The organism is Streptomyces sp. NBC_00878, assembly GCF_026341515.1.
Lineage (GTDB): Bacteria > Actinomycetota > Actinomycetes > Streptomycetales > Streptomycetaceae > Streptomyces.
This window is the reverse complement of the sequence record NZ_JAPEOK010000001.1, coordinates 303,380-327,716: the sequence shown is the minus strand read 5'-3', so window position 1 is coordinate 327,716 and position 24,337 is coordinate 303,380. Positions and strand designations below refer to the sequence as shown.

At 70.6% G+C, this 24,337-nt stretch carries 19 protein-coding genes and 2 pseudogenes; 12 read left to right on the top strand and 9 right to left on the bottom strand.

All coding sequences use genetic code 11. From position 1 onward, the window contains the following. Position 1: 1 nt before the first annotated feature. On the top strand, positions 2–1,444 hold the full coding sequence (locus OHA11_RS01180; RefSeq protein WP_266506854.1) for an NAD-dependent succinate-semialdehyde dehydrogenase: 1,443 nt from the start codon (positions 2–4) through the stop codon (positions 1,442–1,444). A 118-nt stretch (positions 1,445–1,562) separates the two neighbouring features. On the opposite strand, the gene OHA11_RS01175 is transcribed toward OHA11_RS01180, so the two are convergent. Continuing rightward, positions 1,563–1,973 carry a hypothetical protein gene (locus OHA11_RS01175; protein ID WP_266491067.1) on the bottom strand — a complete coding sequence of 137 codons (411 nt, stop codon included), beginning with the start codon at positions 1,971–1,973 and terminating at the stop codon, positions 1,563–1,565. Positions 1,974–2,121: 148 nt separating this feature from the next. Between OHA11_RS01175 and OHA11_RS01170 the strand changes: the two genes are divergently transcribed. From OHA11_RS01170 to OHA11_RS01160, 3 genes and pseudogenes are all read left to right on the top strand, one after another. Then, entirely contained in the window at positions 2,122–2,643 is a 522-nt protein-coding gene (locus OHA11_RS01170) for a DUF5990 family protein (RefSeq protein ID WP_266506852.1), read from the top strand. 97 nt (positions 2,644–2,740) lie between these two features. Then, positions 2,741–3,309 (top strand): annotated as a pseudogene (locus OHA11_RS01165) (serine hydrolase domain-containing protein); the annotation flags it as partial. 220 nt (positions 3,310–3,529) lie between these two features. Next, a complete protein-coding gene (locus OHA11_RS01160) occupies positions 3,530–5,194 on the top strand; it encodes a cellulase family glycosylhydrolase (protein ID WP_266506850.1) in 1,665 nt (554 codons plus the stop codon). A 69-nt stretch (positions 5,195–5,263) separates the two neighbouring features. Here the strand turns inward: OHA11_RS01160 and OHA11_RS01155 are convergent, their stop codons facing one another. Beyond that, a complete protein-coding gene (locus tag OHA11_RS01155; protein WP_266491065.1) occupies positions 5,264–5,968 on the bottom strand; it encodes a GAF and ANTAR domain-containing protein in 705 nt (234 codons plus the stop codon). 238 nt (positions 5,969–6,206) lie between these two features. On the opposite strand from OHA11_RS01155, the gene OHA11_RS01150 reads away from it, so the two are divergent. After that, positions 6,207–6,638, top strand: coding sequence for a PPOX class F420-dependent oxidoreductase (locus OHA11_RS01150; RefSeq protein WP_266491064.1), 432 nt, complete (start codon positions 6,207–6,209; stop codon positions 6,636–6,638). Between the two features lie 13 nt (positions 6,639–6,651). Here OHA11_RS01150 and OHA11_RS01145 read toward each other — a convergent pair whose 3' ends face one another. Continuing rightward, positions 6,652–7,113 carry an ATP-binding protein gene (locus OHA11_RS01145; RefSeq protein ID WP_266491063.1) on the bottom strand — a complete coding sequence of 154 codons (462 nt, stop codon included), beginning with the start codon at positions 7,111–7,113 and terminating at the stop codon, positions 6,652–6,654. A gap of 374 nt (positions 7,114–7,487) precedes the next feature. On the opposite strand from OHA11_RS01145, the gene OHA11_RS01140 reads away from it, so the two are divergent. After that, a complete protein-coding gene (locus OHA11_RS01140; protein WP_266491062.1) occupies positions 7,488–8,453 on the top strand; it encodes a YihY/virulence factor BrkB family protein in 966 nt (321 codons plus the stop codon). Between the two features lie 63 nt (positions 8,454–8,516). On the opposite strand, the gene OHA11_RS01135 is transcribed toward OHA11_RS01140, so the two are convergent. Continuing rightward, positions 8,517–8,996: a carboxymuconolactone decarboxylase family protein gene (locus tag OHA11_RS01135; protein ID WP_266491060.1), complete on the bottom strand. Its 480-nt coding sequence runs from the start codon at positions 8,994–8,996 to the stop codon at positions 8,517–8,519. A 93-nt stretch (positions 8,997–9,089) separates the two neighbouring features. Next, positions 9,090–10,181: a dihydrodipicolinate reductase gene (locus tag OHA11_RS01130; RefSeq protein WP_266491058.1), complete on the bottom strand. Its 1,092-nt coding sequence runs from the start codon at positions 10,179–10,181 to the stop codon at positions 9,090–9,092. Between the two features lie 333 nt (positions 10,182–10,514). Here OHA11_RS01130 and OHA11_RS01125 point away from each other — a divergent pair, with 333 nt between their 5' ends. The 4 genes from OHA11_RS01125 (at position 10,515) to OHA11_RS01110 (ending at position 13,848) form a co-directional block, all read left to right on the top strand. Beyond that, positions 10,515–10,718 carry a cold-shock protein gene (locus OHA11_RS01125; RefSeq protein ID WP_055614959.1) on the top strand — a complete coding sequence of 68 codons (204 nt, stop codon included), beginning with the start codon at positions 10,515–10,517 and terminating at the stop codon, positions 10,716–10,718. A 212-nt stretch (positions 10,719–10,930) separates the two neighbouring features. Further along, positions 10,931–12,424, top strand: a complete 1,494-nt coding sequence (locus OHA11_RS01120) for a DEAD/DEAH box helicase (protein ID WP_266491056.1) — start codon at positions 10,931–10,933, stop codon at positions 12,422–12,424. A 99-nt stretch (positions 12,425–12,523) separates the two neighbouring features. Further along, positions 12,524–12,955 carry a hypothetical protein gene (locus tag OHA11_RS01115; RefSeq protein ID WP_266491055.1) on the top strand — a complete coding sequence of 144 codons (432 nt, stop codon included), beginning with the start codon at positions 12,524–12,526 and terminating at the stop codon, positions 12,953–12,955. A gap of 137 nt (positions 12,956–13,092) precedes the next feature. Further along, positions 13,093–13,848: a YqjF family protein gene (locus OHA11_RS01110; RefSeq protein ID WP_266491051.1), complete on the top strand. Its 756-nt coding sequence runs from the start codon at positions 13,093–13,095 to the stop codon at positions 13,846–13,848. A 68-nt stretch (positions 13,849–13,916) separates the two neighbouring features. Here OHA11_RS01110 and OHA11_RS01105 read toward each other — a convergent pair whose 3' ends face one another. The 4 genes and pseudogenes from OHA11_RS01105 to OHA11_RS01090 all read right to left on the bottom strand — a co-directional run. After that, positions 13,917–16,490 carry a SpoIIE family protein phosphatase gene (locus OHA11_RS01105; RefSeq protein WP_266491048.1) on the bottom strand — a complete coding sequence of 858 codons (2,574 nt, stop codon included), beginning with the start codon at positions 16,488–16,490 and terminating at the stop codon, positions 13,917–13,919. A 209-nt stretch (positions 16,491–16,699) separates the two neighbouring features. Continuing rightward, positions 16,700–17,398, bottom strand: coding sequence for a response regulator transcription factor (locus tag OHA11_RS01100; protein ID WP_266491045.1), 699 nt, complete (start codon positions 17,396–17,398; stop codon positions 16,700–16,702). 212 nt (positions 17,399–17,610) lie between these two features. Beyond that, a complete protein-coding gene (locus OHA11_RS01095) occupies positions 17,611–19,881 on the bottom strand; it encodes a PQQ-binding-like beta-propeller repeat protein (protein ID WP_266491043.1) in 2,271 nt (756 codons plus the stop codon). A gap of 227 nt (positions 19,882–20,108) precedes the next feature. Then, positions 20,109–20,291 (bottom strand): annotated as a pseudogene (locus OHA11_RS01090) (sugar ABC transporter permease); the annotation flags it as partial. A gap of 340 nt (positions 20,292–20,631) precedes the next feature. Here OHA11_RS01090 and OHA11_RS01085 point away from each other — a divergent pair. Both OHA11_RS01085 and OHA11_RS01080 read left to right on the top strand, forming a co-directional pair. Next, the gene (locus tag OHA11_RS01085; protein ID WP_266491042.1) at positions 20,632–23,181 is read left to right on the top strand and encodes a SpoIIE family protein phosphatase; all 2,550 of its coding nucleotides are present in this window, start codon (positions 20,632–20,634) and stop codon (positions 23,179–23,181) included. Beyond that, positions 23,178–24,305: a substrate-binding domain-containing protein gene (locus OHA11_RS01080; RefSeq protein WP_266491040.1), complete on the top strand. Its 1,128-nt coding sequence runs from the start codon at positions 23,178–23,180 to the stop codon at positions 24,303–24,305. Before OHA11_RS01085 ends, OHA11_RS01080 begins: the two co-directional genes overlap by 4 nt. Positions 24,306–24,337 lie beyond the last annotated feature (32 nt).

Genomic DNA, 24,337 nt, shown 5'->3' with positions numbered 1-24,337 from the left:
TCTGAACGACGTACCGAAACAGCTGTTCCTCGGCGGCAAGTGGCTGGACGCCGAAGCCGGTGCCACCATGCCCGTGGACGACCCGGCGACCGGCGAGATCCTCTGCCGCGTCGCCGACGCGGGGCCTAAGGACGCCCGGCTCGCCGAGGACGCCGCCGTCGCGGCACAGGAGGACTGGGCCCGTACGGCACCTCGCGCGCGCAGTGAGATCCTGCGCCGCGCGTACGAGATCATCATCGCCCGCACCGACGAACTCGCTCTGCTGATGACCTCCGAGATGGGCAAGCCGCTGGCCGAGGCCCGCGGCGAGGTGGCGTACGCGGCCGAGTTCTTCCGCTGGTTCTCCGAGGAGGCGGTCCGCGTCGACGGGGGCGGCTACGGCACCCTGCCCGACGGCCGCAACCGGATGCTGCTGACGCGCCGCCCCGTCGGTCCCTGTCTGCTGATCACGCCGTGGAACTTCCCGCTGGCCATGGGCACCCGCAAGATCGGACCCGCGATCGCGGCGGGCTGCACGATGGTGTTCAAGCCCGCCCCGCAGACCCCGCTGTCCAGCCTCGCGCTGGCCGCGATCCTCCGGGAGGCGGGTCTGCCGGACGGCGTGCTGAACGTCGTCACCACCTCACGGGCCGACAAGGTCGTCGAGCCGCTCCTGAGAGGCGGTCGCATCCGCAAGCTGTCCTTCACCGGCTCCACGCAGGTGGGGCGGATCCTGCTCGCCCAGTGTGCCGACACCGTCGTACGCGCCTCGATGGAGCTGGGCGGCAACGCCCCGTTCATCGTCTTCGACGACGCCGATCTGGACGCCGCGGTGGACGGTGCGATGACCGCCAAGATGCGCAACATGGGCGAGGCGTGCACGGCGGCCAACCGCTTCTTCGTGCACAGCTCCGTCGCGGACGAGTTCGCGGAGCGCCTCGCCGCACGCATGGGGGCGCTCGTCGTGGGCCCCGGCACCCAGGAAGGCGTGGACGTGGGCCCGTTGATCGACGACGCCGGCCGCGCCAAGGTCGAGGACCTGGTCGCCGACGCCGTCGGGCGAGGCGCCCGGGTGCTGGTCGGCGGCGCCACTCCGGAAGGCCCCGGCCGTTTCTACCCGCCGACCGTGCTGGCCGGTGTGGACCCGGGCAGTCGGCTGATGGAGACGGAGATCTTCGGCCCGGTGGCGGCGATCCTCACCTTCGACGACGAGGACGAGGTGATCCGCGCGGCGAACGACACACCGTGGGGTCTCGTCGGCTACGTCTTCACCGGGGGCCTGGACCGGTCGCTGCGGGTCAGCGAGCGGCTGGAGGTCGGCATGGTCGGCCTCAACACGGGGCTCGTGTCCAACCCGGCCGCGCCCTTCGGCGGCGTCAAGCAGTCGGGCCTGGGCCGGGAGGGCGGCCGGGTGGGGATCGACGAGTTCCTGGAGTACCAGTATCTTGCGATGCCGGTGAAGTGACCTACTGCGCGCCCGGCCGGCGGTTCCGGCGCGGGCGCGCACTGCTGTACGCCGCTGCACCGGTGTACGCCGCCGCACCGGTGCGTGCCGCTGCCCCTGCGTACGCCGTTCATGGGCTTCAGCCGGTTGCGTCGTCCAGTAGTACGGCGATCCACTCGGCCGTCTTCTGCCCCGCCCGCTGCTTGATCAGGCCCTCCTTCGCGATCGCCCGTACATGGAGGGTGGTGGTCCGCTCGCCGCCACGAGTCACGTTCACGGTGATCACCACCGGGTTCATGTTGAGGGCTCCGCCTCTCGTCAGAACACGCAGTGTCACGCGGTCCGTTGCCGCTGCCACCAGCTCCGGGTGCACGCCATTGGCCACCCCGAAGAGCATCGTGCGGACGCGTTCGAGGGCGGGATCGAAACCGAGCGGCAGCTCGCGGTCGAACTCGCTGATGTCGTTCCTGAGGAACCGGGAGGCGAACTTCCCACCGGGGTTGATACTGCCGAGGGCGTCCGCGAGGAGCTGATCCTCAGGCTGCTGCATTCGGCGCTTCCCCTCTTCCTTTTTTTGCCTGCACAGTTTCTCTCTCCGCCTGCACAGCCGAAATTCTGCCTGCCCCGTCGAAGCAGTTCGCCCAGGGTGCGCCACCGCGCGGAGGTTTTCAATGCACCAGGTGCTGGACGACGACGGGATGATGACCGGCATGCGCATCCGAATCGACGCGGTAGACCTGCCCGGCCGTACCTGCCCCGCTCCTGCCGCGACCTCTGCCCCTGCCCGTGCCGCTGTCTCTGCCGACGGCAACGCCCCGGCGTACGCCAACATCCATGTCGCTGTCCAACGCCGTGACCGTCCGGCCGAACTCCTCGAACCGCAGCCCGGCGATGCCGCGTCGGCGACCTGGACCCTGGAGTGCACCGCGGTCACCTCGCCGACCGGCACCGACGTCAAAGGCCCCTACGTGCAGGACCGTCTGGGCCGCCGGTTCATCTACCTGTCGTGGGGCACGGTCGACGAGTCCGGCGTCTTCTCGATGTTCCGCCGCGCCAAGCTCATGCTCGACGTCGTCCCCGACGAGGTGCTCGCCGCGGCCGCTCGCGACGGCCTGCTGGTGGCACGCCTCGGGCTGACCGATGAAGGGGGCGGCCCCCTGTGCGCACGGGTCGAACCCCCACACGTCACATGGACCGCCGAACCGGCCGAGGGGGCCTGACACGAACACCGCGGCGCGGTCCGCGCCCGACACGGACACCGCGGCTTGGTCCGCGGCACGGGCCACCCCGAACCCCGGCGACGGCCCCCCGGACCCCCTGCAGCTACAACTCGACCGGCTGGTCACCGCTCCGGGGGGCCCGCCGGGAGTGGTGGTCCTCCTGCAGGACGGGGACGAACGCCGCGTGCTGCGCGCCGGAGTCGCCGACCTGACGACCCGCAGACCGATCGAAACCCGCGACCACACCCGGACCGCCGGCGCGAGCAAGGCATACAGCGGCGCCGTGGCACTGCGTCTCGTCCAGCGCGGCGCCCTGAAGCTGGACGACACCATCGGTAAGAGACCGCCTCGCCTGCCACGGGCCAGGGCGGCGGTGACGCTGCGGCAGTTGCTGCAGCACACCAGCGGACTGCCCGACCACAGCCGGGATCCGGAGTTCCTGCGCCTGCTAGGCCCTGTCGTCACTTCGACTCGCGACGCCTGCTCGACTTCGTCCGTGACGAGCGTCTGCTGTTCCGCCCCGGCTCCCAGTACCTCTACTCGAACTCGGACAACATCGCCGTCGCCCTCATGGCCGAAGCCGTGACGGGCAGACGCTACGAGGAACTGCTCCGCGAGATCGTCTACCGGCCCCTGGGCCTGCACGACACCAGCCTCCCGCAGGGATGCTGCTGCGCATGGGGTGACCGCAAGGAGGAGGGGCGGCCTAGTTGGCCAGGACGAGGCCGCCCCTCCTCTGCCATGACGTCCGATGTATTGACATGCCCCTGTCGTAGTGCCTGTATGGGAGCGCTCCCATATTTCGTCTGTCGCTCAGGTTTCTTGGCGCTCACTCTCTGGAGTCGCAGTGAGAACAACAAGAAGCACCACACGAAGCACGACGAGAATCACGGTTCGGACGACCCGCGTCGCCGCCCTGCTGACCCGACTGTTCACCCTCCTCGGGCTCCTCGGGCTCGTCGCTCTAGGTGTCCCTGGTCCGGCGACGGCCCAGCCCCAGCCGGCCGGCGCCCTCGCCGCCGGCCTCCACATCAGCGACGGCCGCCTGCTCGAAGGCAACGGCAACGAATTCGTCATGCGCGGCGTCAACCACGCCCACACCTGGTACCCGGGCGAGACGCAGTCGCTGGCCGACATCAAGGCGCTCGGCGCCAACACCGTCCGCGTCGTCCTCTCCGACGGCCACCGCTGGAGCAGGAACAGCCCCGCGGACGTGGCCGGCGTCATCGGCCAGTGCAAGGCCAACCGGCTCATCTGCGTCCTGGAGGTGCACGACACCACCGGATACGGCGAGGATGCCGCGGCCGGCACGCTCGACCACGCGGCCGACTACTGGATCGGACTCAAGGACGTACTCGTCGGCGAAGAGAACTACGTCATCGTCAACATCGGCAACGAGCCCTGGGGCAACACCGATCCGGCCGGCTGGACCGATCCCACGATCGCCGCGATCAAGAAGCTGCGCACCGCGGGGTTCGAGCACACGATCATGGTGGACGCGCCCAACTGGGGTCAGGACTGGCAAGGCGTCATGCGAGCCAACGCCCGGTCTGTCTACGACGCCGACCCCACCGGCAACCTGATCTTCTCGATCCACATGTACAGCGTCTACGACACCGCCCAGGAGATCACCGACTACCTGAACGCCTTCGTCGACGCCGGACTGCCCATCCTCATCGGCGAGTTCGGCGGACCCCCCGACCAGTGGGGCGACCCGGACGAGAACACCATGATGGCGGCCGCGCAGCAGTTGAAGCTCGGCTACCTGGCCTGGTCCTGGAGCGGCAACACCGACCCGATCCTCGACCTGGCGATCGGCTTCGATCCCCGACAGCTCAGCCCCTGGGGGCAGCGCATCTTCAACGGCGTCAACGGCATCGCCCAGACCTCCCGGGAAGCGACCGTCTTCGGCGGCGGCAACCCGGGCGACACTCAGGCCCCGACCGCCCCCGGAACCCCGACCGCCTCCGCCGTTGCGGCCACCTCCCTCACCCTCACGTGGACCGCCGCCACCGACAACGTCGGCGTCACCGGCTACGACGTCGTCCGCGTCGGTGGCGGCTCCGAGACCACGGTCGCCGCCTCCACCACCAACTCGGTCGCCGTGACCGGCCTGACCGCCGACACGACGTACACCTTCGCCGTCTACGCCCGCGACGCCGCCGGTAACCGCTCGGCCCGTTCGGCCACGGTGAACGTCACCACCGACGAGGGCGGCGGTACTCCCGGTGTGGGCTGCTCGGTCGGCTACCGCGTCGTCGGCGAGTGGCCGGGCGGTTTCCAGGGCGAGATCGGCATCCGCAACACCGGTACCACCGCCATCAGCGGCTGGACGCTCGGCTTCGCCTTCGCCAACGGCCAGACCGTCACCAACATGTGGGGCGGGACCCCCACCCAGAACGGCGGCGCGGTGAGCGTCACCCCGGCCTCGTACACCTTCACCATCCCCGCCGCCGGCTCGGTCACGGTCGGCTTCATCGGCAGCAAGGGCACCACCAACTCCACTCCAGCCGTGTTCACCCTCAACGGCACGCCCTGCGCCGCCACTTGACCCACCAATCGACCCGACCCACGCTCGCCTTGGCCGACGGAGGCTGGTCGCGTCTCCCGGCCAAGGCCGTCAGCCCGGCTTCTCGCCGGTCTCGCAGATCCGGCGGGCGATCTCGCGCAGCTTGATGTTGTGGTCCTGCGATGCCTTCTTGAGGACCCTGAAGGCCGTGTCCTCGGTCAGTCCGTGGCGTTCCATGAGGATGCCCATGGCCTCGCCGATCTCGTGACGGGTCTCCAGAGCGTGGTCGAGCTGCTGATGCGTACGGGCCGCGGAGAAGGCCACGGCCGCGTGCGAGGCGAGGATCCAGCCGGCACGCTCGGCGGCCTCGCCGAAGGTGCCCGGCTGCCGGGAGTACACGTTGAGGGCGCCGAGATCGTCGTCCTCGGTGAAGAGGAGAAAGCCCATCGCGCTGCCCATGCCCAGTTTGCTCAGTTCAGGGGCGAAGCGCGGCCACTGCTCATGGGGTTGGCGCAAGTCCTGGATGGTGTACACCTGCTGACGGTCCGTCACGGCGTCGAAGCAGGGACCTTCCCTCAGATCCTGCTGGATCCGGTCCGCGCGCCGCACGAGATCGCTGGTCGCCGCCAGCGCATGCACCTCACCCCGCCGCACGGTGAGAATGCCCGCGTCGTCGCATCCGTTGATCAGAACCGTCGCATGCTCCACGATGCGGTCCAAGGTCCCCTGCGCCGAGTCCTGGGCGAGCAGATCCCGAGCCATCTCCGCCAGGGCGACGGCGAACTGCTCCCAGACCTCGCTCGGCTCCCGCGACATGCGCCACCTGCCTACGTGATGCGCCACCCGCCTACGTCTCGAAGCGACAGCGTCGCTCCACCGGGGCCCATCTTGCCACCCGGGCGTGCCTGGCGCGCCGTGAGGTCTTGACGTGAGCCCGGTGCCGGCTCGACGCGTCCACCGGCGCGCGATCACGCCGGGGCCGACTCCGGCACACCGGCCGTCGGCCCGGCCTCGCCGGGAATACCCGGCATGCTGTCCAGACTTGGCCCTGGACATGACCGCCACCTCATTCGACCCACGCACGCTGCTCGCGGAGAGCCGCCTCGGCGTTCTCGCGACGATCAAGTCGGACGGCCGCCCCCAGCTGTCGCCCGTCATGCCCTTCTACGACCGGGAGGCCGGTGTCCTCTACGTTTCGATGACCGAGGGACGAGCCAAGACGGCGAATCTGCGCCGGGACCCGCGAGCGGCCCTGGAGGTCACCAGCCCCGACGGCGGGTCATGGGCGACGGCCGAGGGCACGGCGAACCTCACCGGGCCGTCGACCGACCCGCACGGTCCCGAGGTCGATGCGCTGGTGGACTACTACCGCCTCGCCGCCGGGGAGCACCCGGACTGGGACGAGTACCGGTCGGTGATGGTGTCCGACCGCAGGGTGCTCATGACGATGACGGTCACCCACGTGTACGGAGCCAAGATCCGCTGACCGCGCGGGCGGCCTACCGGGGCGCGAGCGGTACGACGGCGGTGATGCGCTTTCCTCCGGCGTCGAGCTCCGAGATCGTGATGTCACGGGAGAGGCGGCAGACGATCGGCCAGCCGTGGCCCCCGGCGGGTATGAACCCCTGCTCGTCGACGCGCCGTACCGATCTGGGCAGTTCCTGGCTGCGGTCGCTCACCGACAGGCGTACGTCCCGGTCGTCGAGCGTCACCTCGAACCGGGTGACACCGCCGCCGTGCAGCATCGCGTTGGTGGTGAGCTCCGAGGCGACGAGCAGGGCGTCGCCGACGGCCTCGTCACCGCCCGCGGTGTCGCGCGGGCGAGATCGTCGTGCGCCTTCGAAGGCGTGCCTCACCGCCTCGCGCACCTCGGCCGGACTGCGCGGTCCCCGTACCTGAGGCCGGTCCGGGACCGTCACCGTGTCGATGTCGATGGGGTGCGTCCGGTGCTCCCCGTACATTCTTCGCTCCTTTGCCTGAAAACCCTTGCCTGAAAAGACCTGAAGGGAAGCGGGCCGGCGGCGAGAGCACGCGGCGGGCCCTGCGGAATGGCCGCTCCGCACTGCTTCGGCGGCGCGATCTACTATTACGGCTGACCGGGCAAAGCCCGTCCAAACACGGTCGGGGTCGAGAATTCCGCGGGTACGGCAGGGGCTCCTCCGAAGGACCGCGTCCGTCCTTCCGCGGAAAGGAGTCACCGGAATATCACAAGGAGTCACCGAATATCGCAGGTCCGGTGGCCGGCTTCTCTTCGACCGGGGAGACGGTACGACGGGCCCGCTCGCGGTCCGTGGCCGAACGGTGGCCGGACGAATGACATGAGGAGACGTGGGCGATGGGGACCGCTGTGCACGTCCCGCAGACGCGGGACATGATCGGGGAGGAACTCTCCGGCGACGAGGCACTCACCGCCCTGCGGCACTACGGAGGCCGTCACCTGCTCGTGGACGCGTTCTCCCGCTTCCGCTACGCCGACGGTTTCACCAACGCACGCTCGCTCGCCTTCCAAGTCGTCCTGGGCCTGGTGCCCTTCACCATCGCTCTGGTGGGCGTCGCCACCACCGTCCACACCGAGAGCGTCGGCCGGATCATCGAACTCACCCTCAGCCGGATCGTGCCCGGCGCCAGCGCGGACCTGGTCGAGGACGCCCTGGCCGAGACACAGCGCAGCGCCGGCTCCGGGAGTTGGGGCGCCGTGGCGATGTGGCTGGGCCTGGCCCTCTCCCTGCTCAATCTGGCCTCGGCGATGGCCCAGGTCGAAAGGGGCGCCAACCGTATCTACGGGATCGAGCGCGACCGCCCGTTCCTGGCCAAGTACGGCCGGTCCCTGCTGCTCGCCCTCGCCGCGGGCATGCCGATGGTCCTCGGTTTCCTCGTCCTGGTCGCGGGCGACGCGGTGGGGGAGTCGGTGGTGCAGGCCCTCGGCTGGTCGCGGGACAGCCTCGACTGGTGGGGGCCGCTGGACGTGCCGCTGGGCGTGGCGTTCGTCTGGGTGGCCTCGGCGGTGATCTTCCGCTGGTCTCCCCGCAGGGACCAGCCGGGCTACACCTGGCTCGCCTTCGGCTCGGCGGTCCACCTGGTGCTGTGGGTCGCGGCCACCTGGCTGCTGGCTCTCTACGTCGCCAGGAGCGGGTCCTTCGGCGCCGTGTACGGACCGCTCACGGCCTTCGTCGCCCTGCTGCTGTGGGCGAATCTCACCGGCATCGCGCTGTTCCTCGGTGTCGCCTTCGCCGCCCAGCTCGAAGCGGCCCGCGCCGGAATCACCGACGCCGTGAAACCGGACCCGGGCCCCGGCCCCTGAACGCCGGACCTTGACCCCGGTCCCTGACGCCGGCCCGCGTGCCCGACAGGCCAGTCAGGCACCTCAATGCCCCGGCAGTACGCACACGGTGTCCAGCCCCAGCACATGGTTGAGCCGCCCGAAGGCCAGCCAGGAGCCGAGGCTCATGGTCAACTCCACGATCTCGGTCTGGTTGTAGTGGGCGGCCATCCGGCCCCAGAACTCCTCGTCGAGGCCATGGTGATCCAGTGCGTACCGCTCCGCGTACTCGGCGGCCAGGCGCGTGCGCTCGTCGAAGGCGTCGGTCGTACGCCACCCCACCACCGCGTCGGCGAACCCGTCCTCGACCTTGTGTCCGTCCCGCTCCGTCCGCCAGTCGAGGCAGAAGAGACAGCCGTTGATCTGCGCGATCCGCAGCCGCGCGGCCTCGAACTCGCGTAGCCCCAGGGTCGTATGGGAGTAGACGGACAGCGAGAAGTTCGCGGCGGCGGGCCCGATACCCGGGACCATCTCGCCCCACACGTACTCGATCGGGTCCTTGCCCTCGGGGATGTCGACGTTCATCCGGAACTCCTTACTTCTTCGGCTGCGTTCCCGGCCTCGGTCGGGGCAGGAGGCGCGCCCTCGCGAGTGCCGACGCGGGGAGCGGTATCGGCGTCACTCGTTTCCGAGCTTTCCGAGTCTTCCCAGCCTTCCGACCGCCGGGCGCAGGGGGACGTCGAGGGCGTCGTAGAGTCCGGGCTCGGCATCCACGAGCCAGTCGATCGCGCCGACCAGCCGGCCGACCGCGGTGGCGTTCCCGCCGGCCGACCGGTTCTCGCCCTCGTCGGTCGACTCGACGGTGATCTCGATACGCGGACGGCCCTCGATGATCACGCGGTGCGCCCCGTCGCCGCCGGGCGGCGACGGCCAGTCGGGCGCGCAGGACGGATGGATCCGGGTGATGTGCTCGATGACGAGGCGGGGTTCACCCTGGACGAAGCCCTGCACCTCGAACCGCACCGCACCCTGGGTGCCGGCCGCGAACTCGCCCATCGTCCGGGTGCTCACCGTGGTGTCGAGCGCGCGTCGGTGCATGGTCTCGCGGATCTCGTCGAGTTCGACGCCGAGGGCCCTCGCCATCAGCCGTATCTGCCCGCCCCACACCATGGTCGGGACGGACGGGGCGAGCATCAGGGGCTCGTAGTCCATCGGGTGCCCCATACCGACCAGGTTCCGTACGGACTCCTCCTGCTCGTACGTGGAGTAGTCGAAGATCTCCTGGCAGCGGACGGCGTCGACGACCGTACCGAGTCCGCTCATCAGCAGGGGCAGTACGTCGTTGCCCCAGCCGGGGTCGACGCCGGACACGAACAGTGATCCTCCGCCGTCCGCGATGGCGGAGAGCACGGGCTCGCGGAACTCGGGAGGGGCGTTCCGCTGGTCGTAGAGCGGATACAGCGCCGGGGTGACGACCACGGCACCCGCCCGGACCGCCGCGCCGATGTCGGCCAGGGCCTCGTCGGGCCGGAGATCGCCGGATGCGGCATACACGACGGCCCGGGGGCCGTTGCCCAGTACCGCGTCGATGTCGCTCGTCGCCGCGATCCCCAGGCCGCGGTCGAGGCCGCCGAGTTCGCCCGCGTCGCGGCCGACCTTCTCGGGGCTGTGGACGAGCACGGCCGTGAGTTCGAGCGCGGGATGAGCCTCGACCGCGCGGATGGCCGCGCGGCCGACGTTGCCGGTACCCCAGACCACCGTGGGAATCATGCCCGGAGCGTAACTTGACGGACCGTCAGTTTCCAGAGTCCGGTACCGGACTCCTGTGCTGACCTCCCCGTCCGCGGCCTCTCGCAGGATGAGCTCGCGATCTCTTGTCAAGGGGTGTTCCGAAAGGGGTGGGTGTGCCGTTGCCAGCTGGGCCCGCCGTGATACTCTTGATCCAGTTGCAATTGTAGTTCCCGCACACTTCAAGTGCCTCAGGCGATTTGATATCGTCAGGCATTTTTGTATTTCCGGCGCTCTTTCCGGACGGGTTCATTGCGGCTACGCAGGGGTCCACACGGTGCGGACCCCCGGGTACTGCCCCGAAGGGTAAATGACATGGCTACTGGAACCGTCAAGTGGTTCAACTCGGAAAAGGGCTTCGGCTTCATCGAGCAGGAGGGCGGCGGACCGGACGTCTTCGCCCACTACTCGAACATCGCCACCCAGGGCTTTCGTGAGCTCCAGGAGGGCCAGAAGGTGAACTTCGACATCACGCAGGGCCAGAAGGGCCCGCAGGCGGAGAACATCACGCCCGCCTGACGTCGAAGCGTTTGAAGCAGCTGGGGTCCCACCTCACGGTGGGGCCCCAGTTTGCTGATTTTCCAGGGCTGGTCCCTGGCTCGCACTGTTTTCATGTTTCACATCGGTACGGCCGGTTTGCTCTGGTCTTACATTCGGCTCGTTCTTGCAATTCGTTCGGCTTCCGTACGCCGAGAATTCCTCGATACGTGCCCTATCGAGGAAGGTTCTTCGTGAACCGATCAGCTCGCACGAACGATGGTTTTTCCAAGGGCCGCCCCCGCCCGCAGCGGCAGGGGCGACCCGTCACCCGGTCGGGCGGCAATGGACGCCGTCCCTCACCGGTGCAGGGGGAGTTCACGCCCCCGGTCACCATCACCCCGGGCCTGCCCGCGGTGGCGTCCTTCAGTGAACTGGGCCTCCCGGCCGAGTTGCTGGAAGCGCTCACCGGCCTGGGTGTGACCGAGCCGTTCCCGATCCAGGCCGCCACACTGCCGAACTCCCTCGCGGGCCGTGACGTCCTGGGCCGCGGGCGCACCGGCTCGGGCAAGACCCTCGCCTTCGGCCTGGCACTCCTCGTACGCATGGCCGGGCGCCGTGCCGAGTCCAGGAAACCCCTGGTGATGGTCCTGGTTCCCACGCGTGAGCTGGCCCAGCAGGTCACCGACGCGCTGACTCCGTACGCCCGGTTGCTGAAGCTGCGGCTGGCCACCGTGGTCGGCGGTATGTCGATCGGCCGGCAGGCCGGCGCGCTGCGGGCCGGTGCCGAGGTCGTCGTCGCGACTCCGGGCCGGCTCATGGATCTCGTGGAGCGCAAGGACTGCCGCCTGGACCGGGTGGAGATCACCGTCCTGGACGAGGCGGACCAGATGGCGGACATGGGCTTCATGCCCCAGGTCACCGAGCTGCTCGACCAGGTACGGCCCGACGGCCAGCGGCTGCTGTTCTCGGCGACCCTGGACCGCAACATCGACCTCCTGGTCCGCCGCTATCTCCACGACCCGGTGGTCCACTCGGTCGACCCGTCGGCGGGCACGGTCACCACGATGGAGCATCACGTGCTGTACGTGCACGGCGCCGACAAGCACGCCACCGCCACGGAGATCGCCGCCCGCGACGGCCGGGTGCTGATGTTCCTGGACACCAAGCACGCCGTGGACCAGTTCACCCGGCACCTGCTGGGCAGCGGTGTGAAGGCCGCGGCGCTGCACGGCGGCAAGTCGCAGCCCCAGCGCACCCGCACTCTGGCCCAGTTCAAGAACGGCCAGGTCACGGTGCTGGTGGCGACCAACGTCGCGGCCCGAGGCATCCACATCGACGACCTCGACCTCGTCGTCAATGTGGACCCGCCCGCCGACCACAAGGACTACCTGCACCGCGGCGGCCGTACGGCCCGCGCCGGGGAGTCCGGCAGCGTCGTCACGCTGGTGCTGCCCAATCAGCGCCGCGACATGACCCGTCTGATGTCCGACGCCCGCATCAGGCCGCAGATCACCCAGGTCCGCTCGGGCGAGGCCGAGCTCAGCCGCATCACCGGTGCCCGCACGCCCTCCGGCATCCCCGTCAACGGAAGCGCGCCGGTCACGGAGCGGCCCCAGCGCGGCGGCGCCCCCTTCCGCGGCATGGGCACCCGCCCGGGACGCGCCGGCGGGGAGTCCCGCCGGACCGCCGAGGCCCGCCAGACGGCCGAGGCGCGCAAAGCCGCCCGGGTGCGCCGCGGCGCATAGGCAGGGTGTGGGCCGGTCCCCGAGTGGCGGCGAGCGCTGAGATCCACCATTTTGGGCCCAGATGCGATCATGTTGCCCACATCGGGGAAGTCGAGTCCCATGAGCGAATCAGAGATTCCGCCCGAAGGCAGGCCCGTGGACCTCTACCTCGACCTGCTGCGTGTGCGTATGTCCCCGGCGGACTACGCCATGCTGCTCCGAATGGTCGAGCCAGTGCTGGAGGCGATGCAGGAGCAACGCGCTGGGCCGATCGAGTTGAGTCTGGACGGCGCGGACGGTGACAGCGTCTCGCAGGAGATCCGTGACGAGGCGTCCCTCGTCGTGGCGGTCGCCGTCACGGGGCGCCTGGACAACCAGATCGTCGAGATCGAGACCGACGAGGTCGGACCCGTCAGGGTCGTCACGGATTCCGGTACCGCGGCCGATCCGGCCCGGTGCAGGGAGATCGCCGACTTCATCGGCGAACGCCACCGGCAGGACGAGGAACTGCGCGGCATCGCAGAGGTGAGCGGCCTGCCCACCGACGTCTGACCCCGCGCCGCGGCCCCGGGCCCGTCCGGGGCCGGTGGCGCCGTCCACGCCCGTGGAGGGTGCGTACCGGTGCGGGACTCGTCACACGGCAGGGATTTTCGCCGTACCGCGGGCCGAGTCCTGCGATGCTGGCGCGCGTGTCGATCACCTCGTCCGTGCCGGAACCGATCACGCCCGACGCCCCGGTCGCGCTCGGCCGCCCCCTGCTCACCCAGCAGTGGCTGGACCTCACCTTCGTGCACTGGGCCGTGGATCCGGCGGCCGTGGCGGGACTGCTGCCGGACGGCACCGTTCCCGACACCGTGGACGGCGTCACCTTCGTCGGGCTGGTCGCGTTCCGGATGCACCGGGTGGGCTGGCTGCGTCTGCCGGGAGTGCCGTACTTCGGCTCCTTCCCGGAGACCAACGTGCGCCTGTACTCGGTGGACGCGCACGGTCGGCGCGGTGTGGTCTTCCGCTCCATGGACGCGTCCCGGCTCGTGCCCGTGCTCATGGGGCGCCTCGCGTTCCGGCTGCCGTACGTGTGGTCACGCATGTCCGTGCGGACCGGAGAGGACACCGTCGGCTACACCAGCGCGCGGCGGGTGCCGGGACCGCGCGGCGCGTACAGCCGGCTCGTCGTCAGGCCCGGGGAGCGCATAGCCGAGCCGACCGTGCTGGAGCACTTCCTGACCGCCCGGTGGGGCATGCACAATCCGTTCTTCGGCGATGCCGGTTTCCTGCCGAACGACCATCCGCGCTGGCCGCTGCACCGGGCGACGCTGGTCGCGTGCGAGGAGAACCTCGTCGAGTCGGCCGGGCTGCCGACGCCGGCCGGGGAGCCGGTGAGCGTGCTGTACTCGCCGGGGGTGCCCGTACGTCTGGGGCGGCCGATCACTCCTCCGCGCGGGTGAGCCCCCGCACGGCCGGGTCTCGCACGGCCTTGTCCCGTACGGGGGAGTGCCGACCGGGGTGCCGTCGTTCAGCCGCGGCCATGCGGCATCGGGCGGCGTGCCGTGAGCAGCAGGGCGATGTCGTCGGGGCGGTCGGCGACATGCCGGGCCGTGGCGGTGAGCCGGTCGGCGACGGCGGTCAGTGAACGGCCGCCGCGGCGGACAGCGGGGGAACCGGCCCGGGCCAAGGCCACGCGCAGCGCGGTGATGCCCTCGTCGATGTCGCCGCCGGGCCGCTCGACCAGTCCGTCCGTGTAGAGCGCGAGGATGGCGTCGGGCTCCAGCTGCACCTCCGTCACGGGGTACTGGGCGTGCGGGTCGACGCCGAGCACGACACCGCCGGGGATGTCCAGGATGTGGGTACGGCCGTCCGGGTAGCGGAGGATCGGCGGCGGATGACCGGCGCGGGCGAATCGGGCCAAGCCGGTGACGGGGTCCAGCCGGATGTAGCAGCAACTGGCGAACAGGCCGGGATCGAGGTCGATCAGGAGATGGTTGGTGCCGCTGAGGACCTCGTCGGGCGGATGGTCGCCGAGCGCGAAGGCTCTTACGGCGCTGCGGAGTTGGCCCATGGTGGCGGCGGCCTGGACACCGTGGCCCTGGACGTCGCCGATGACCAGAGCGAGGCCGTCCCCGGACTCGACGACGTCGTACCAGTCCCCTCCCACGTCCATTCCCTGCGTGCCCGGCAGATAGCGCCCGACGGTCTCCACCTGCGGGTGGCCCGACAGGCGCCGAGGGAGGAGAGCGTGCTGGAGCCCGCGGGCGAGCGCGGCCTCGGTGTCGTAGCGCTGTGCCTTCTCCATGGCGTGGGCGATCAGTCCGGCGAGGGCGGTGAGCACCGTGCGTTCCTCGGTGCTGAAGCCGCGGGGGCGGTCGAAGCCCAGAATGCAGGAGCCGACAGGGCGTCCGGAGGCGATGAGGGGCAGGAACGCGCGGGCGCCCTCCGTCGCGTCGAGCGGGATGCCGGGATAGGCGGCCGTCAGTTGCTGCATCGACTCGAAGAAGAGCGGCCGACCGGTCGTGAGGGTTTCCACGCCGGGCAGCCGGGTGTCGAGTCCGACACCGTCGAAGGGCGCGAGGAACCCCTGGGGGAAGCCCGATTCCCAGGCCAGATACAGGTGCCGCTCCTGCAGCAGGTAGATGGCGAGCCGACGGCCGCCGAAGGCCGGCAGCAGTTCCTGCATCACGACCGCGGACACCTGATGGGCGGTGACCGCCTCGGTCAGCGCGATCGCGAGGACGATCGGGCGGTACAGCGGAGCCATGGAGGTGACCGCGGCCGAGGACCCGTCGGCCGGCGGCGCGTCGTCCGGTGCGTGTGCCCCGGGTGGGGACGCCGACTCGGAGGGCGGGCCCGTCACACGGTCGGCCGGAATGATCTTGCAGGTCAGGATGTCGGGACCGGAATAGACGGAGAGCGCGAGCCAGTCACCTCCGTGGGGCTCCACGAGAGGCTTCTCCTCGGGCTGGGAAGGCCGAGGAGGCTCGGGAGGCCGTAGGACGTGGTAATGCACCGGATGCGGTGACAGCAGGGCTTCCCGCAGATGGTCCTCGTAGGCGGGTCGGTCCAGCCACGGCACGCTCTCCGACAGGGGGCGGCCCAGCAGCTGGGCCCGCGGTCGGCCCAGGAGCTCCGCCGCCCGTGGATTCGCGTAGACGACCACGCCCAGCCGGTCCAGGCAGAACACGCCCTCCGGGAGCAGGTCGGCCGCCCTGTCGCCCACCCAGCCGCTCTCCGGATCGAGGACGATACCGCGGACCGGGTGCGTTCCGGGCGGTGCGGACGTGTCGTGCGGGGTCCAGAGCTCCAGCAGCCGCAGGGTGCCGTCGACGGAGTGCACATGCAGCGGCAGAGGCGGCGGCCTTCCCGCGGCCGTCTCGCGCAGGGCGGCCAGGATCTGGTGGGCGTCGGCGGCGGCCACGGCGTCCGCGAGCGCCTGCGGGGTGTCGGCGGACTGTCCCGGCGCCACCCCGAGCAGCGCATGCAGCCGGTCGTCGGCGGTCACGACGTCCGTGGTCGGATCCCAGGTGAAACGCCCGATGGGGGCGGCGGGAGGGCCCGCGGCCGGTGGCCGCACGCACAGCGGTTCGTCGTCCCAGACGACCGGGGTCCCCTCGCTGTCCTCCAGGTGCAGCAGAGCCGCGCCCAGATCCTCGGCCAGCTGTGCCATACGGTCAACGGCGGGCAGTACCTCGGTGGCGTCCGACGCCGAGGGGCGCAGGAGGGTCAGCACGCCGTAGACCGTGGACGCTCCCACGACGGGCACGTACACGGACCCGAACGGGAACGGCAGACCCGCCGCGAACTGGGGGAAGCGGCGCATCGTCTCCGTGGCGTCCGGGAGCACCACCTGGACGCTCAGCCGGTAGGCGTCCGCGACCGGGAACCGGCTGTCGACGTGCAGTCGCCACCAGGCGCGGAACAGCGGCCCGGGCAGTCCCGAGAGCAGGGCCAGCCGCAGCAGTCCGGGCGTGCTGGAGCGCAGGTACACGCCCCCGGCGAAGCCGTCGGCCGCGCTGATCGCCTCGGCCGTGGTCTCCGTCAGCAGCGCGGCCAGGCGTCCGGGCGTCCGGGTGTCGTGCTCGGCTCTCCCAGTCATCGGCCCTACCTCGTCCGTGCGCCGCCGAGTGGCTGACACAGCAAGAATGCGCCACGAGGCCCCCTGCCTGCACCCGGGCGGGGAACTCCGTGTGAATTCGAAGGGGTACCGGTGCCTGCGGCGGGATCCGGCTGTCGGACCACATCCGGGATGTGCCGGATTCCCCGGCGTCGCAGGTGGGAGGCGGCACGGGCGCCGCCCGAGCGTCCTCAGGCCGCCGGTCGGACCAGGCCGGACTCGTAGGCGAAGACCACCGCCTGGACGCGGGCGTGGGCGCCGATCTTGGCGAGGATGTGACTGACATGGGACTTGACCGTGGTCGGAGCGATGGACAGCCGCTCGGCGATCTCGGTGTTGGACCAGCCGGAGGCGACGGCGGTGAGGACGTCGCGTTCGCGCCCGGTGAGAGTGCCCAGCCCGATGTCCCCTTCGGGACGGCGGGCAGGACGCTCCCGGCGGACGGTGTCGATGAGTGTGCGCGTCAGGCTGGGAGTGATGACGGCGTCTCCGGCGGCCACGATGCGGATGGCCGCGGTGAGTTCGTCGGGGGTGGTGTGCTGGAGAAGGAATCCGGCGGCCCCGGCGCGCAGGGCGGCGTGGGCGTACCCCTCGTGGTTGACGGGCGTCAGGGCCAGTACGCGCGGGCGCGGCCCTCCTGCTCTGGAGAGTCCGGGAACCTGAGGGAAGGGGGAGGGGTGCGCGATGCGGCGGATGGCCTCGATGCCGTCCGCGTCGGAGATGTTGCTGTCCAGCAGAACGACGTCGGGGTTGAGCTCGGCGCTGATACGGACGGCCTCGGCTCCGGACGCCGCCTCGCCGACGACCGTCAGATCGGGCTCTGCGGCCAGCAGCATCCGCAGACCGAGGCGCTGCAGGGACTGGTCGTTGACGATGAGTACGGAGGTCATGGCAGGCGTTCTCCATGGGGAGGGACGACGGTGGGCGTCCTCGCCGAGGACGTACGCGAATCTCTGAACGAAACGGTTTCGTTCACCTCGATGCTCAGCGTAGTCCTGCCACTATCGAGACGGTACCGTTTCCGTTGTGGTCTGGGTCACGTCTCGCCGGTGAGCCTCAAGGTGTCCCGGCCCGCCGCATTCGGCGGGCCGTCCCGGAGCCTTCAGGGTCGAGGCATCGGGAGGGCGTACACCTTGTCGAAGTGCTGGGCGATCAGCGGTCCTTCGCGGTCGCAGGAGAGCTGCCAGTCGTTGATGCCGGCGTCCTGGCCGTCGGTGAAGTTCCAGAGCAGCTCGCCCTTTTGGGCGTCGATCGCGTAGAACCCGTCCCGGTTGCGTGCGGCCGTGACGAACACCATGCCGTCGCCCGCGACGAGGGCGTTGCCCAGATCCAGCGGCGGGGTCTCGCGGAACCAGCGCCGGGTGCCGTCGACGGCGTCGAACGCCTGGACGCCGTGCGGGTTCCTGGTGGTGCAGTACACCGTCCCGGCCGCGGCGGCGACGGAGGCGAATCCGCCCTTCTCCTCCTTCGCCCGCCAGCGCAGCGCACCGGACTGCACGTCCACGGCGATGAGTTCGCTGTCGACGGCGAAGACGTTCTTGCCGAGAACCACCGGGGCCGACCGCGCGTCGGAGTCGGACTTCGTGGGCTGGCGCCACAGCACGTCCGCGCGGCTGGTGGTGCCACGGGCGGTGAGGCGGTGCAGCCCGTCCATGTAGATGAAGTGGCCGGTGACGACGACGGGTTTGAGATCGAGGCCGATGTCCTCCTTGCTGAGGGGGATGACATCGGCCAGGCGCGCCCGGAGATCGGTGTTGAGGACGACGTTCGTGGAGGTGGCGGCCCCCTGCGACCCGTCCGGGGTGTCCTCGCGGTTGAATCGCAGACCGGCGATGGCGACCTTGTTGCCCAACCCGCCGAGCAGCGTGTCGAACCGGAAGTCCGTTCCGAAGTCCAGGGAGAACCGCTCGGTGCCGGTGACCGGGTCGACGCCCAGGACGGTCGAGCCGGTGCCGAGCGCGATGACGCCGTCCGAGGCGAGGAGGGGCGGAGTGGGGGACTGGCTGATGCCCCGATAGGTCCACCGGGGACGGGTTCCGTCGGCGAGGCCGAGGCAGAACAGTGCGCCCGACTGCGACTTCAGCAGGGCGGTGCCCTTGTAGAAGACCGCCGGTGCCTCGACGAGCGGGTCGCCCCGGTAGACCCACAGAGGTTTCGGAGCCGGACCGGCCGGCTTCGGGGCCGATCGCGGCCGGTTCTTCGGTCCGCCGAGCAGTGCGGCGACGCCGGAACCCAGGGTGACGGTGCCGAGCGCGGCGGCCGCGAGGACCGTACGGCGGGATGGGCGCGGCAGGGTCGGCCGCTGTGCGCGGTGCGTGCCCGGTTCGGGCGTCTTCCGGGGCTGCGAACTGGGTGTCCGCTCTTCCGGGAAGACGACGCGGCGGGGGCTCGGGCGATCCGTGACGGCGTGCCGAACGGCCGGGCGCGGGTCGGTGCGGACGCCGCCGGCGACCTTGAAGCCGGAGGTGGCGCGGGCGGGCTCCCACTCGATGACGTCGTCCCTCGACTCGAACTCCAGCTCCAGGTGCATGAGGTCGGCGGCCTGCCGTGCGGCCGAGGCGGCCACGGGTTCCGGCAGCCAGCCGTCCCAGTTCAAGGTGTCGGCACCACCGGGCGCGCACGCCGCCGACAACCGGTCCGGAGTGGGGCGGGCCGTCGGGGACTTGTCGAGACAGAGCCCGATGATCGTGTCCAGCGGATAGGGGACCCCGGTCAGATCCGGCGTGCCGTGCACCACCTTGTACAGCAGGGTGGCCGCCGACGCGCCGTCGAAGGGCGCGTTCCCGGTGGCGGCGAAGGCCAGGACCGAGCCGAGACAGAAGACGTCACCCTCCGGGCCCATCTGGGCACCCGTGGCGTGCTCGGGGCACATGTATCTCGGGGAGCCGAGCAGCACACCGGACAGGGTCAGTTCGTAGCCGTCGGTGGCGCGGACGATGCCGAAGTCGATGACCCGCGGTCCCTCGGGGGAGAGCAGCACATTGGACGGTTTGAGGTCGCGGTGCACCAGCCCCGCGGAGTGCACGGCGATCAGCGCCTCGGCGAGCCCGGCCCCGAGGGCCAGGACCGACTGCGGCGGCAGCGGTCCGTACTCCTCGACCGCGTCGGCCAGCGTCGGACCGAGTATGTGCGCGGTGGCGAGCCAGGGGACCGGGCCCTCCGGGTCGGCGTCCACGACGGTCGCCGTGTATCTGCCGCTCACCGCCCGCGCCGCGTCCACCTCTCGCCGGAAGCGGATCCGGAAGTCCTTGCTCGCGGCCAGCTCCGGCCGGATGACCTTGACGGCCACGGCCCGCTGCTGATCGTCCCTGGCGAGGAAGACCTCCCCCATTCCCCCGGCGCCGAGCCGCGCGACGGGACGGTACGGCCCCACGTTTTCCGGATCCGTGGGACGAAGTGGCTCCATTGCCCTCAACTCAACTGGTCATCGTTCGAAAGGACTTGAGAGCGAGACTAGAGGCTGAAGGGACTGTTGGGGTACGCAACAGAGCAACCAATGGCCATTGCTTGACGTTTCAGATATACCGTCCGGACGGTCTTCGAGGCGGTCTTTCAGGTAGCCGGGGAGCCAGGTAGCCATGACGCACGGCCGCGCCCGCGTCAGGCCCGCCCGTGTGCCTCCTGTGAGCGTCGCGACGGTGAGTCGATGAGCACCGCGGCGAAGAGCACTCCGCCCGTGATGACGAACTGGACGGCGGTGGGGGTGTCCGTGATCGCCATGCCCGAGGCGACCGACTGGATGATCAGCATGCCGAGCACCGCGGACCTGGTGGACGGACGGCCAGGACGCCGACGCCGAATGTCCGCCGGGAACGTACCGCGGACGTGGCAGGACGACCACGTCGTCAGTCTGGCACCGGCCGTGATGATCTGCGAACGCAGCGGTTGGGGCCACCCGTCTCCGGCGCGGGGCACCCCGTGAGAGCGACCGTACGGCGGGCGCCGAGGCAACCTCTCTCGCACTCTCTCGCAGCCGGTACGGGTCTCCCCGAGAAGGGTCCACGACCACGGATGGGGGCTGAGCGGATCTGTCCGGTTGGCCCGCATATGCGACCCTGGGTAGGTGGGCGCCCGATCTCAACCCAGCGGCACCTGCCGCATGGACGGGAGGTAGGTCGCGGACATGGATCACGAGGGCCGTGCCCGCGCCGGAGTCTCGGAGTTGCGGGCATCCGATCCGCGGGCATCCGAAGCCGGCGCCGCGGACACCGGCTCACCGCCACCGGTGCCGGAAGTCGCCGCGAGCGACCGGCCCTTGACGTTCGCCGGAGTGGCGCTGGCAGCGGTCTATGTGCCCGACGCCGGAAACGAAGAGCTCCGGTTGGTGGAAACGGCCGGACACGACACTTCCGCGTACGCGCCGCCGGAGCGGCTGTCCCTGACCGGCGACTCACCCGCGGCGCACGCCTTCCGCACCGACCGGCCGCTGTGGCTGGATCCCGCGGCACTCACCCCCTACTCCGAGGGCCGGCCGACCTCGCCACGGGCAGCGGCGTCGCTCGCCGCGCTGCCGGTCGGCACGGAGGGCGGACGGCTGGGCTGCCTCGTCGTCGTGGGAGCCTCCGCGGACGCCTTCGAGGCCGAGCAGCGGCGCTTCCTGGAGCGGTACGCCGACGCGATCGCCGGCCTGCTCCGGACCGGGGACGGCCGACCCGCGCCGTCGTCGTTGCTGGGTCCCGCCCTGTGGAGTCTGCGCGTCGGATCGTTCCTCCTGGTGCCGGACACCGGCCTGATCGAGGCGGACCAGACCCTGCTCGACCTGGTCGGCATCACACCGGGTGACTTCGACGGCAAGGTGGACACCCTGCTCGCGCACGCGCTCCCGGAGGACATGCACGCGCTGATCTCGGTCCTGGAGCCGTCCACGCAGGCGTTCGGCCGCCGGGAGCTGGAGTTCCGTGTCCGCCGCCCCACCGGCGGAATGCGCTGGCTGAGCCTGAGTTGCCGGGTGGTCCCGGGCACCGACGACCGCCCGGAGCAGGTGCTGGGCATGGTGACGGCGACCTCGGTCCTCCGGCAGAGCGCCGACGAGGTGTCCAGGATCCAGTGGCTGACCGCCGCACTCGACGACGCGGCAACGGTCCGCGACGTCAGCCGAGTCGTGGTCACCGCCCTCCGCGAGCCGCTCGGCGCCGACCGGGTGGCGCTCGCCGAGCTGCGGGACGACCGGCTCATGGTCACCGTGCTCGACCCGCCGCAGCCCGACGCCTGGCCGCAGACCTGGCGCTCCGAGTGGCGCTCGGAATGGCCCGACGCACCGGTCAGCGCCCTGCCCACCCTGCGGACGGCCATGCGGGACGGCCGGATGAACCTGTGGTCCGCCGGCACAGCCCTCGAACCCGGCCTCGCGGGCGTCGGCGCCGGAGGTCTGGCCGTCCTGCCGCTGCCGGCCAAGGGCCGGGTCGCCGGCCTGTGCCTCGTCGGCTGGGACCGGCCCCACGAGTTCGTCCCCGAGGAGCGGTCCCTCCTGACCGCCACCGCGGCCCTGGTCGGACAGGCCCTCAATCGCGCGCACGCGCACGACGCCGAGCAGGAACTCGCGACGATGCTGCAGCGCAGCCTGCTGCCCCGGCGCCTCCCCGAACTCCCCGGAGGGACGGCCGTCGCCCGCTACCTGCCCGCACGGCGTGGGCTGCAGGTCGGCGGTGACTGGTACGACGTCATCGCCCTCTCCGAGGACCGGGTCGCGCTCGTCATCGGCGACGTACAGGGACACAGCGCCGGAGCCGCGACGATCATGGGCCAGATGCGTACCGCGGTCAGGGCCTACGCGGTGGAGGGTCACCCGCCCGACGTGGTCGTCTCCCACGCCAACCGGCTCCTCGTCGGCATGGAGACCGACCTGTTCGCCACCTGCTGCTACGTCGAACTGGACCTGGAGGAGGGCAACACCCTGTTCGTCCGGGCCGGGCACCTCGCGCCGCTCATCCGCCATCCCGACGGCAGGACCGAGGAGGTGCAGGTCGAGGGAGGGCTCCCGCTGGGCATTCTCGCGGAGGCGGAGTTCCCCATGACCACGGTCGTGCTGGCCCCCGGCACGGTGCTCGCCCTGGTCACCGACGGTCTGGTCGAGGCCGCCGACCTGCCGCTGGACGAGGGCATGCGGCGGACGCGCGGCGCGCTCGCCGCGGCCGATCCGGCGGATCCGGGGCGGATGGCCGACGAACTGCTCGGCGACGCAGGCCATCGCGAGGACGACGTGGCGCTGTTGCTGCTGCGCTACGACGGCATGAAGACCCGGCCCATCCGAGCCGGCTGGGTGGTGTGGCGGCTGCCCGACGCCGTCATGCACGCCCGCCGCTTCACCGGTCGCACGCTGCGCGGATGGGGCGTCGAAGAAGTGGCCGACTCCGTGCTCCTGGTCGTGTCCGAACTGGTCACCAACGCCCTGGTGCACACGCAGGGACCGGTACGCCTCGACCTGATGCTCCGCGGGGACCGGGTACGCGTCCGTGTGAGCGACTCCTCGCCGCGTGCGCCCGCCAAGCCGGTGATCGTGGACTGGGAGTCCACCGGCGGCCGGGGCCTGCTTCTCGCAGAAGCGATGTCGGAGTCCTTCGGCTCGATGCCGGTGGCCGGCGGCAAGCAGGTGTGGAGCGAGATCGTCGTGCCATCACGCGAACCGACTCCCGCGGACCCGGGGCCCGGGACGGAACGAGGCGGTGTGCCATGAGGGCTCGTACGCGGTATGTCGTCGCGGCGCTCGTCGCGGGACTGATGACGATGTCCATGGCCGCCTGCGGAGGAGACGGCGAGGCGGGCTCGGACAGCTTCACGGTCGGTCTGCTGCTCCCGAGCCGCGCGGTCCCCCGCTGGGAGCACTCCGACAAGCCGCTCATCGAGAAGCGACTCAAGGAGCTGTGCCCCCGCTGCACCATGGAGTACGCCAACGCCGAGAACGACGCGTCGAGGCAGCGGCAACAGATGATGTCCATGATCACCAAAGGGGTCGAGGTCCTCATCCTCGACGCCGCCGACACCAGGGCGCTCCGCTCCTCGATCCAGGAGGCGCGCCAGGCGGATGTCCCGGTCGTCGCCTACGACCGGCTCGCCGAGGGGCCGATCTCGGGCTTCGTCACGGTCGACGGCGGTCAGGTCGGCAGGCTCCAGGGCGAGGCCCTCCTGAAGGCCATGGATGACAGGGACGACAGGGTCGGCAGGGACGATACGGACGGCATGCACGACACGGTTCACGGCCGTGACGTCGTCATGATGAACGGCGATCCGACCAGCCCCAACGCGGCCTGGTACAAGCGGGGCGCCCTCTCCGTCATCGCGGGCAAGGTGAAGATCAGCCGGTCGTACGACACCCTGGACTGGAGGGCGGAGAACGCCCACAACAACATGTCCGCCGCCATCGCGGCCCTGGGCCCCGACCGGATCGACGGCGTCCTGGCGGCCAACGACTCCATCGCCGCGGGCGTCATCTCCGCCTTCAAGAGCGCCGGTGTCAGGAAACTTCCTCCCGTCACCGGCCAGGACGCCGACCTCGCCGCTGTGCGGCGCATCATCAAGGGCGAGCAGTACATGACGGTGTACAAGCCGTTCCCGGCCGAAGCCGACGCGGCCGCCGCCATGGCCGTCGCCCTCGGGAGCGGAGAGGATCTCGCCGACATCGCCACGACGACGACCGACAGTCCCACGACCAAGGACATCCCGTCCGTGCTGCTGACGCCGAGCGCGGTGACGGCCGACACCATCAAGGAGACGCTCGTCGAGGAGGGCGTGTACACGATCGACCAGATCTGCATCCGGGACCTCCGGCCCGCCTGCGACCAGGCCGGACTTTCCCGGTAACCGGACTCTCCCCGGAACGGACTCTCCCGATA

Bases quoted from the DNA above. Each gene is read 5' to 3' on its own strand.
- OHA11_RS01125 (WP_055614959.1), top strand. From the start codon at position 10,515: ATGGCTACTGGAACCGTCAAGTGGTTCAACTCGGAAAAGGGCTTCGGC.
- OHA11_RS01105 (WP_266491048.1), bottom strand. From the start codon at position 16,490: ATGACTGGGAGAGCCGAGCACGACACCCGGACGCCCGGACGCCTGGCC.
- OHA11_RS01100 (WP_266491045.1), bottom strand. From the start codon at position 17,398: ATGACCTCCGTACTCATCGTCAACGACCAGTCCCTGCAGCGCCTCGGT.
- OHA11_RS01135 (WP_266491060.1), bottom strand. From the start codon at position 8,996: ATGAACGTCGACATCCCCGAGGGCAAGGACCCGATCGAGTACGTGTGG.
- OHA11_RS01085 (WP_266491042.1), top strand. From the start codon at position 20,632: ATGGATCACGAGGGCCGTGCCCGCGCCGGAGTCTCGGAGTTGCGGGCA.
- OHA11_RS01145 (WP_266491063.1), bottom strand. From the start codon at position 7,113: ATGTACGGGGAGCACCGGACGCACCCCATCGACATCGACACGGTGACG.
- OHA11_RS01170 (WP_266506852.1), top strand. From the start codon at position 2,122: ATGATGACCGGCATGCGCATCCGAATCGACGCGGTAGACCTGCCCGGC.
- OHA11_RS01140 (WP_266491062.1), top strand. From the start codon at position 7,488: ATGGGGACCGCTGTGCACGTCCCGCAGACGCGGGACATGATCGGGGAG.
- OHA11_RS01175 (WP_266491067.1), bottom strand. From the start codon at position 1,973: ATGCAGCAGCCTGAGGATCAGCTCCTCGCGGACGCCCTCGGCAGTATC.
- OHA11_RS01130 (WP_266491058.1), bottom strand. From the start codon at position 10,181: ATGATTCCCACGGTGGTCTGGGGTACCGGCAACGTCGGCCGCGCGGCC.
- OHA11_RS01080 (WP_266491040.1), top strand. From the start codon at position 23,178: ATGAGGGCTCGTACGCGGTATGTCGTCGCGGCGCTCGTCGCGGGACTG.
- OHA11_RS01115 (WP_266491055.1), top strand. From the start codon at position 12,524: ATGAGCGAATCAGAGATTCCGCCCGAAGGCAGGCCCGTGGACCTCTAC.
- OHA11_RS01155 (WP_266491065.1), bottom strand. From the start codon at position 5,968: ATGTCGCGGGAGCCGAGCGAGGTCTGGGAGCAGTTCGCCGTCGCCCTG.
- OHA11_RS01150 (WP_266491064.1), top strand. From the start codon at position 6,207: ATGACCGCCACCTCATTCGACCCACGCACGCTGCTCGCGGAGAGCCGC.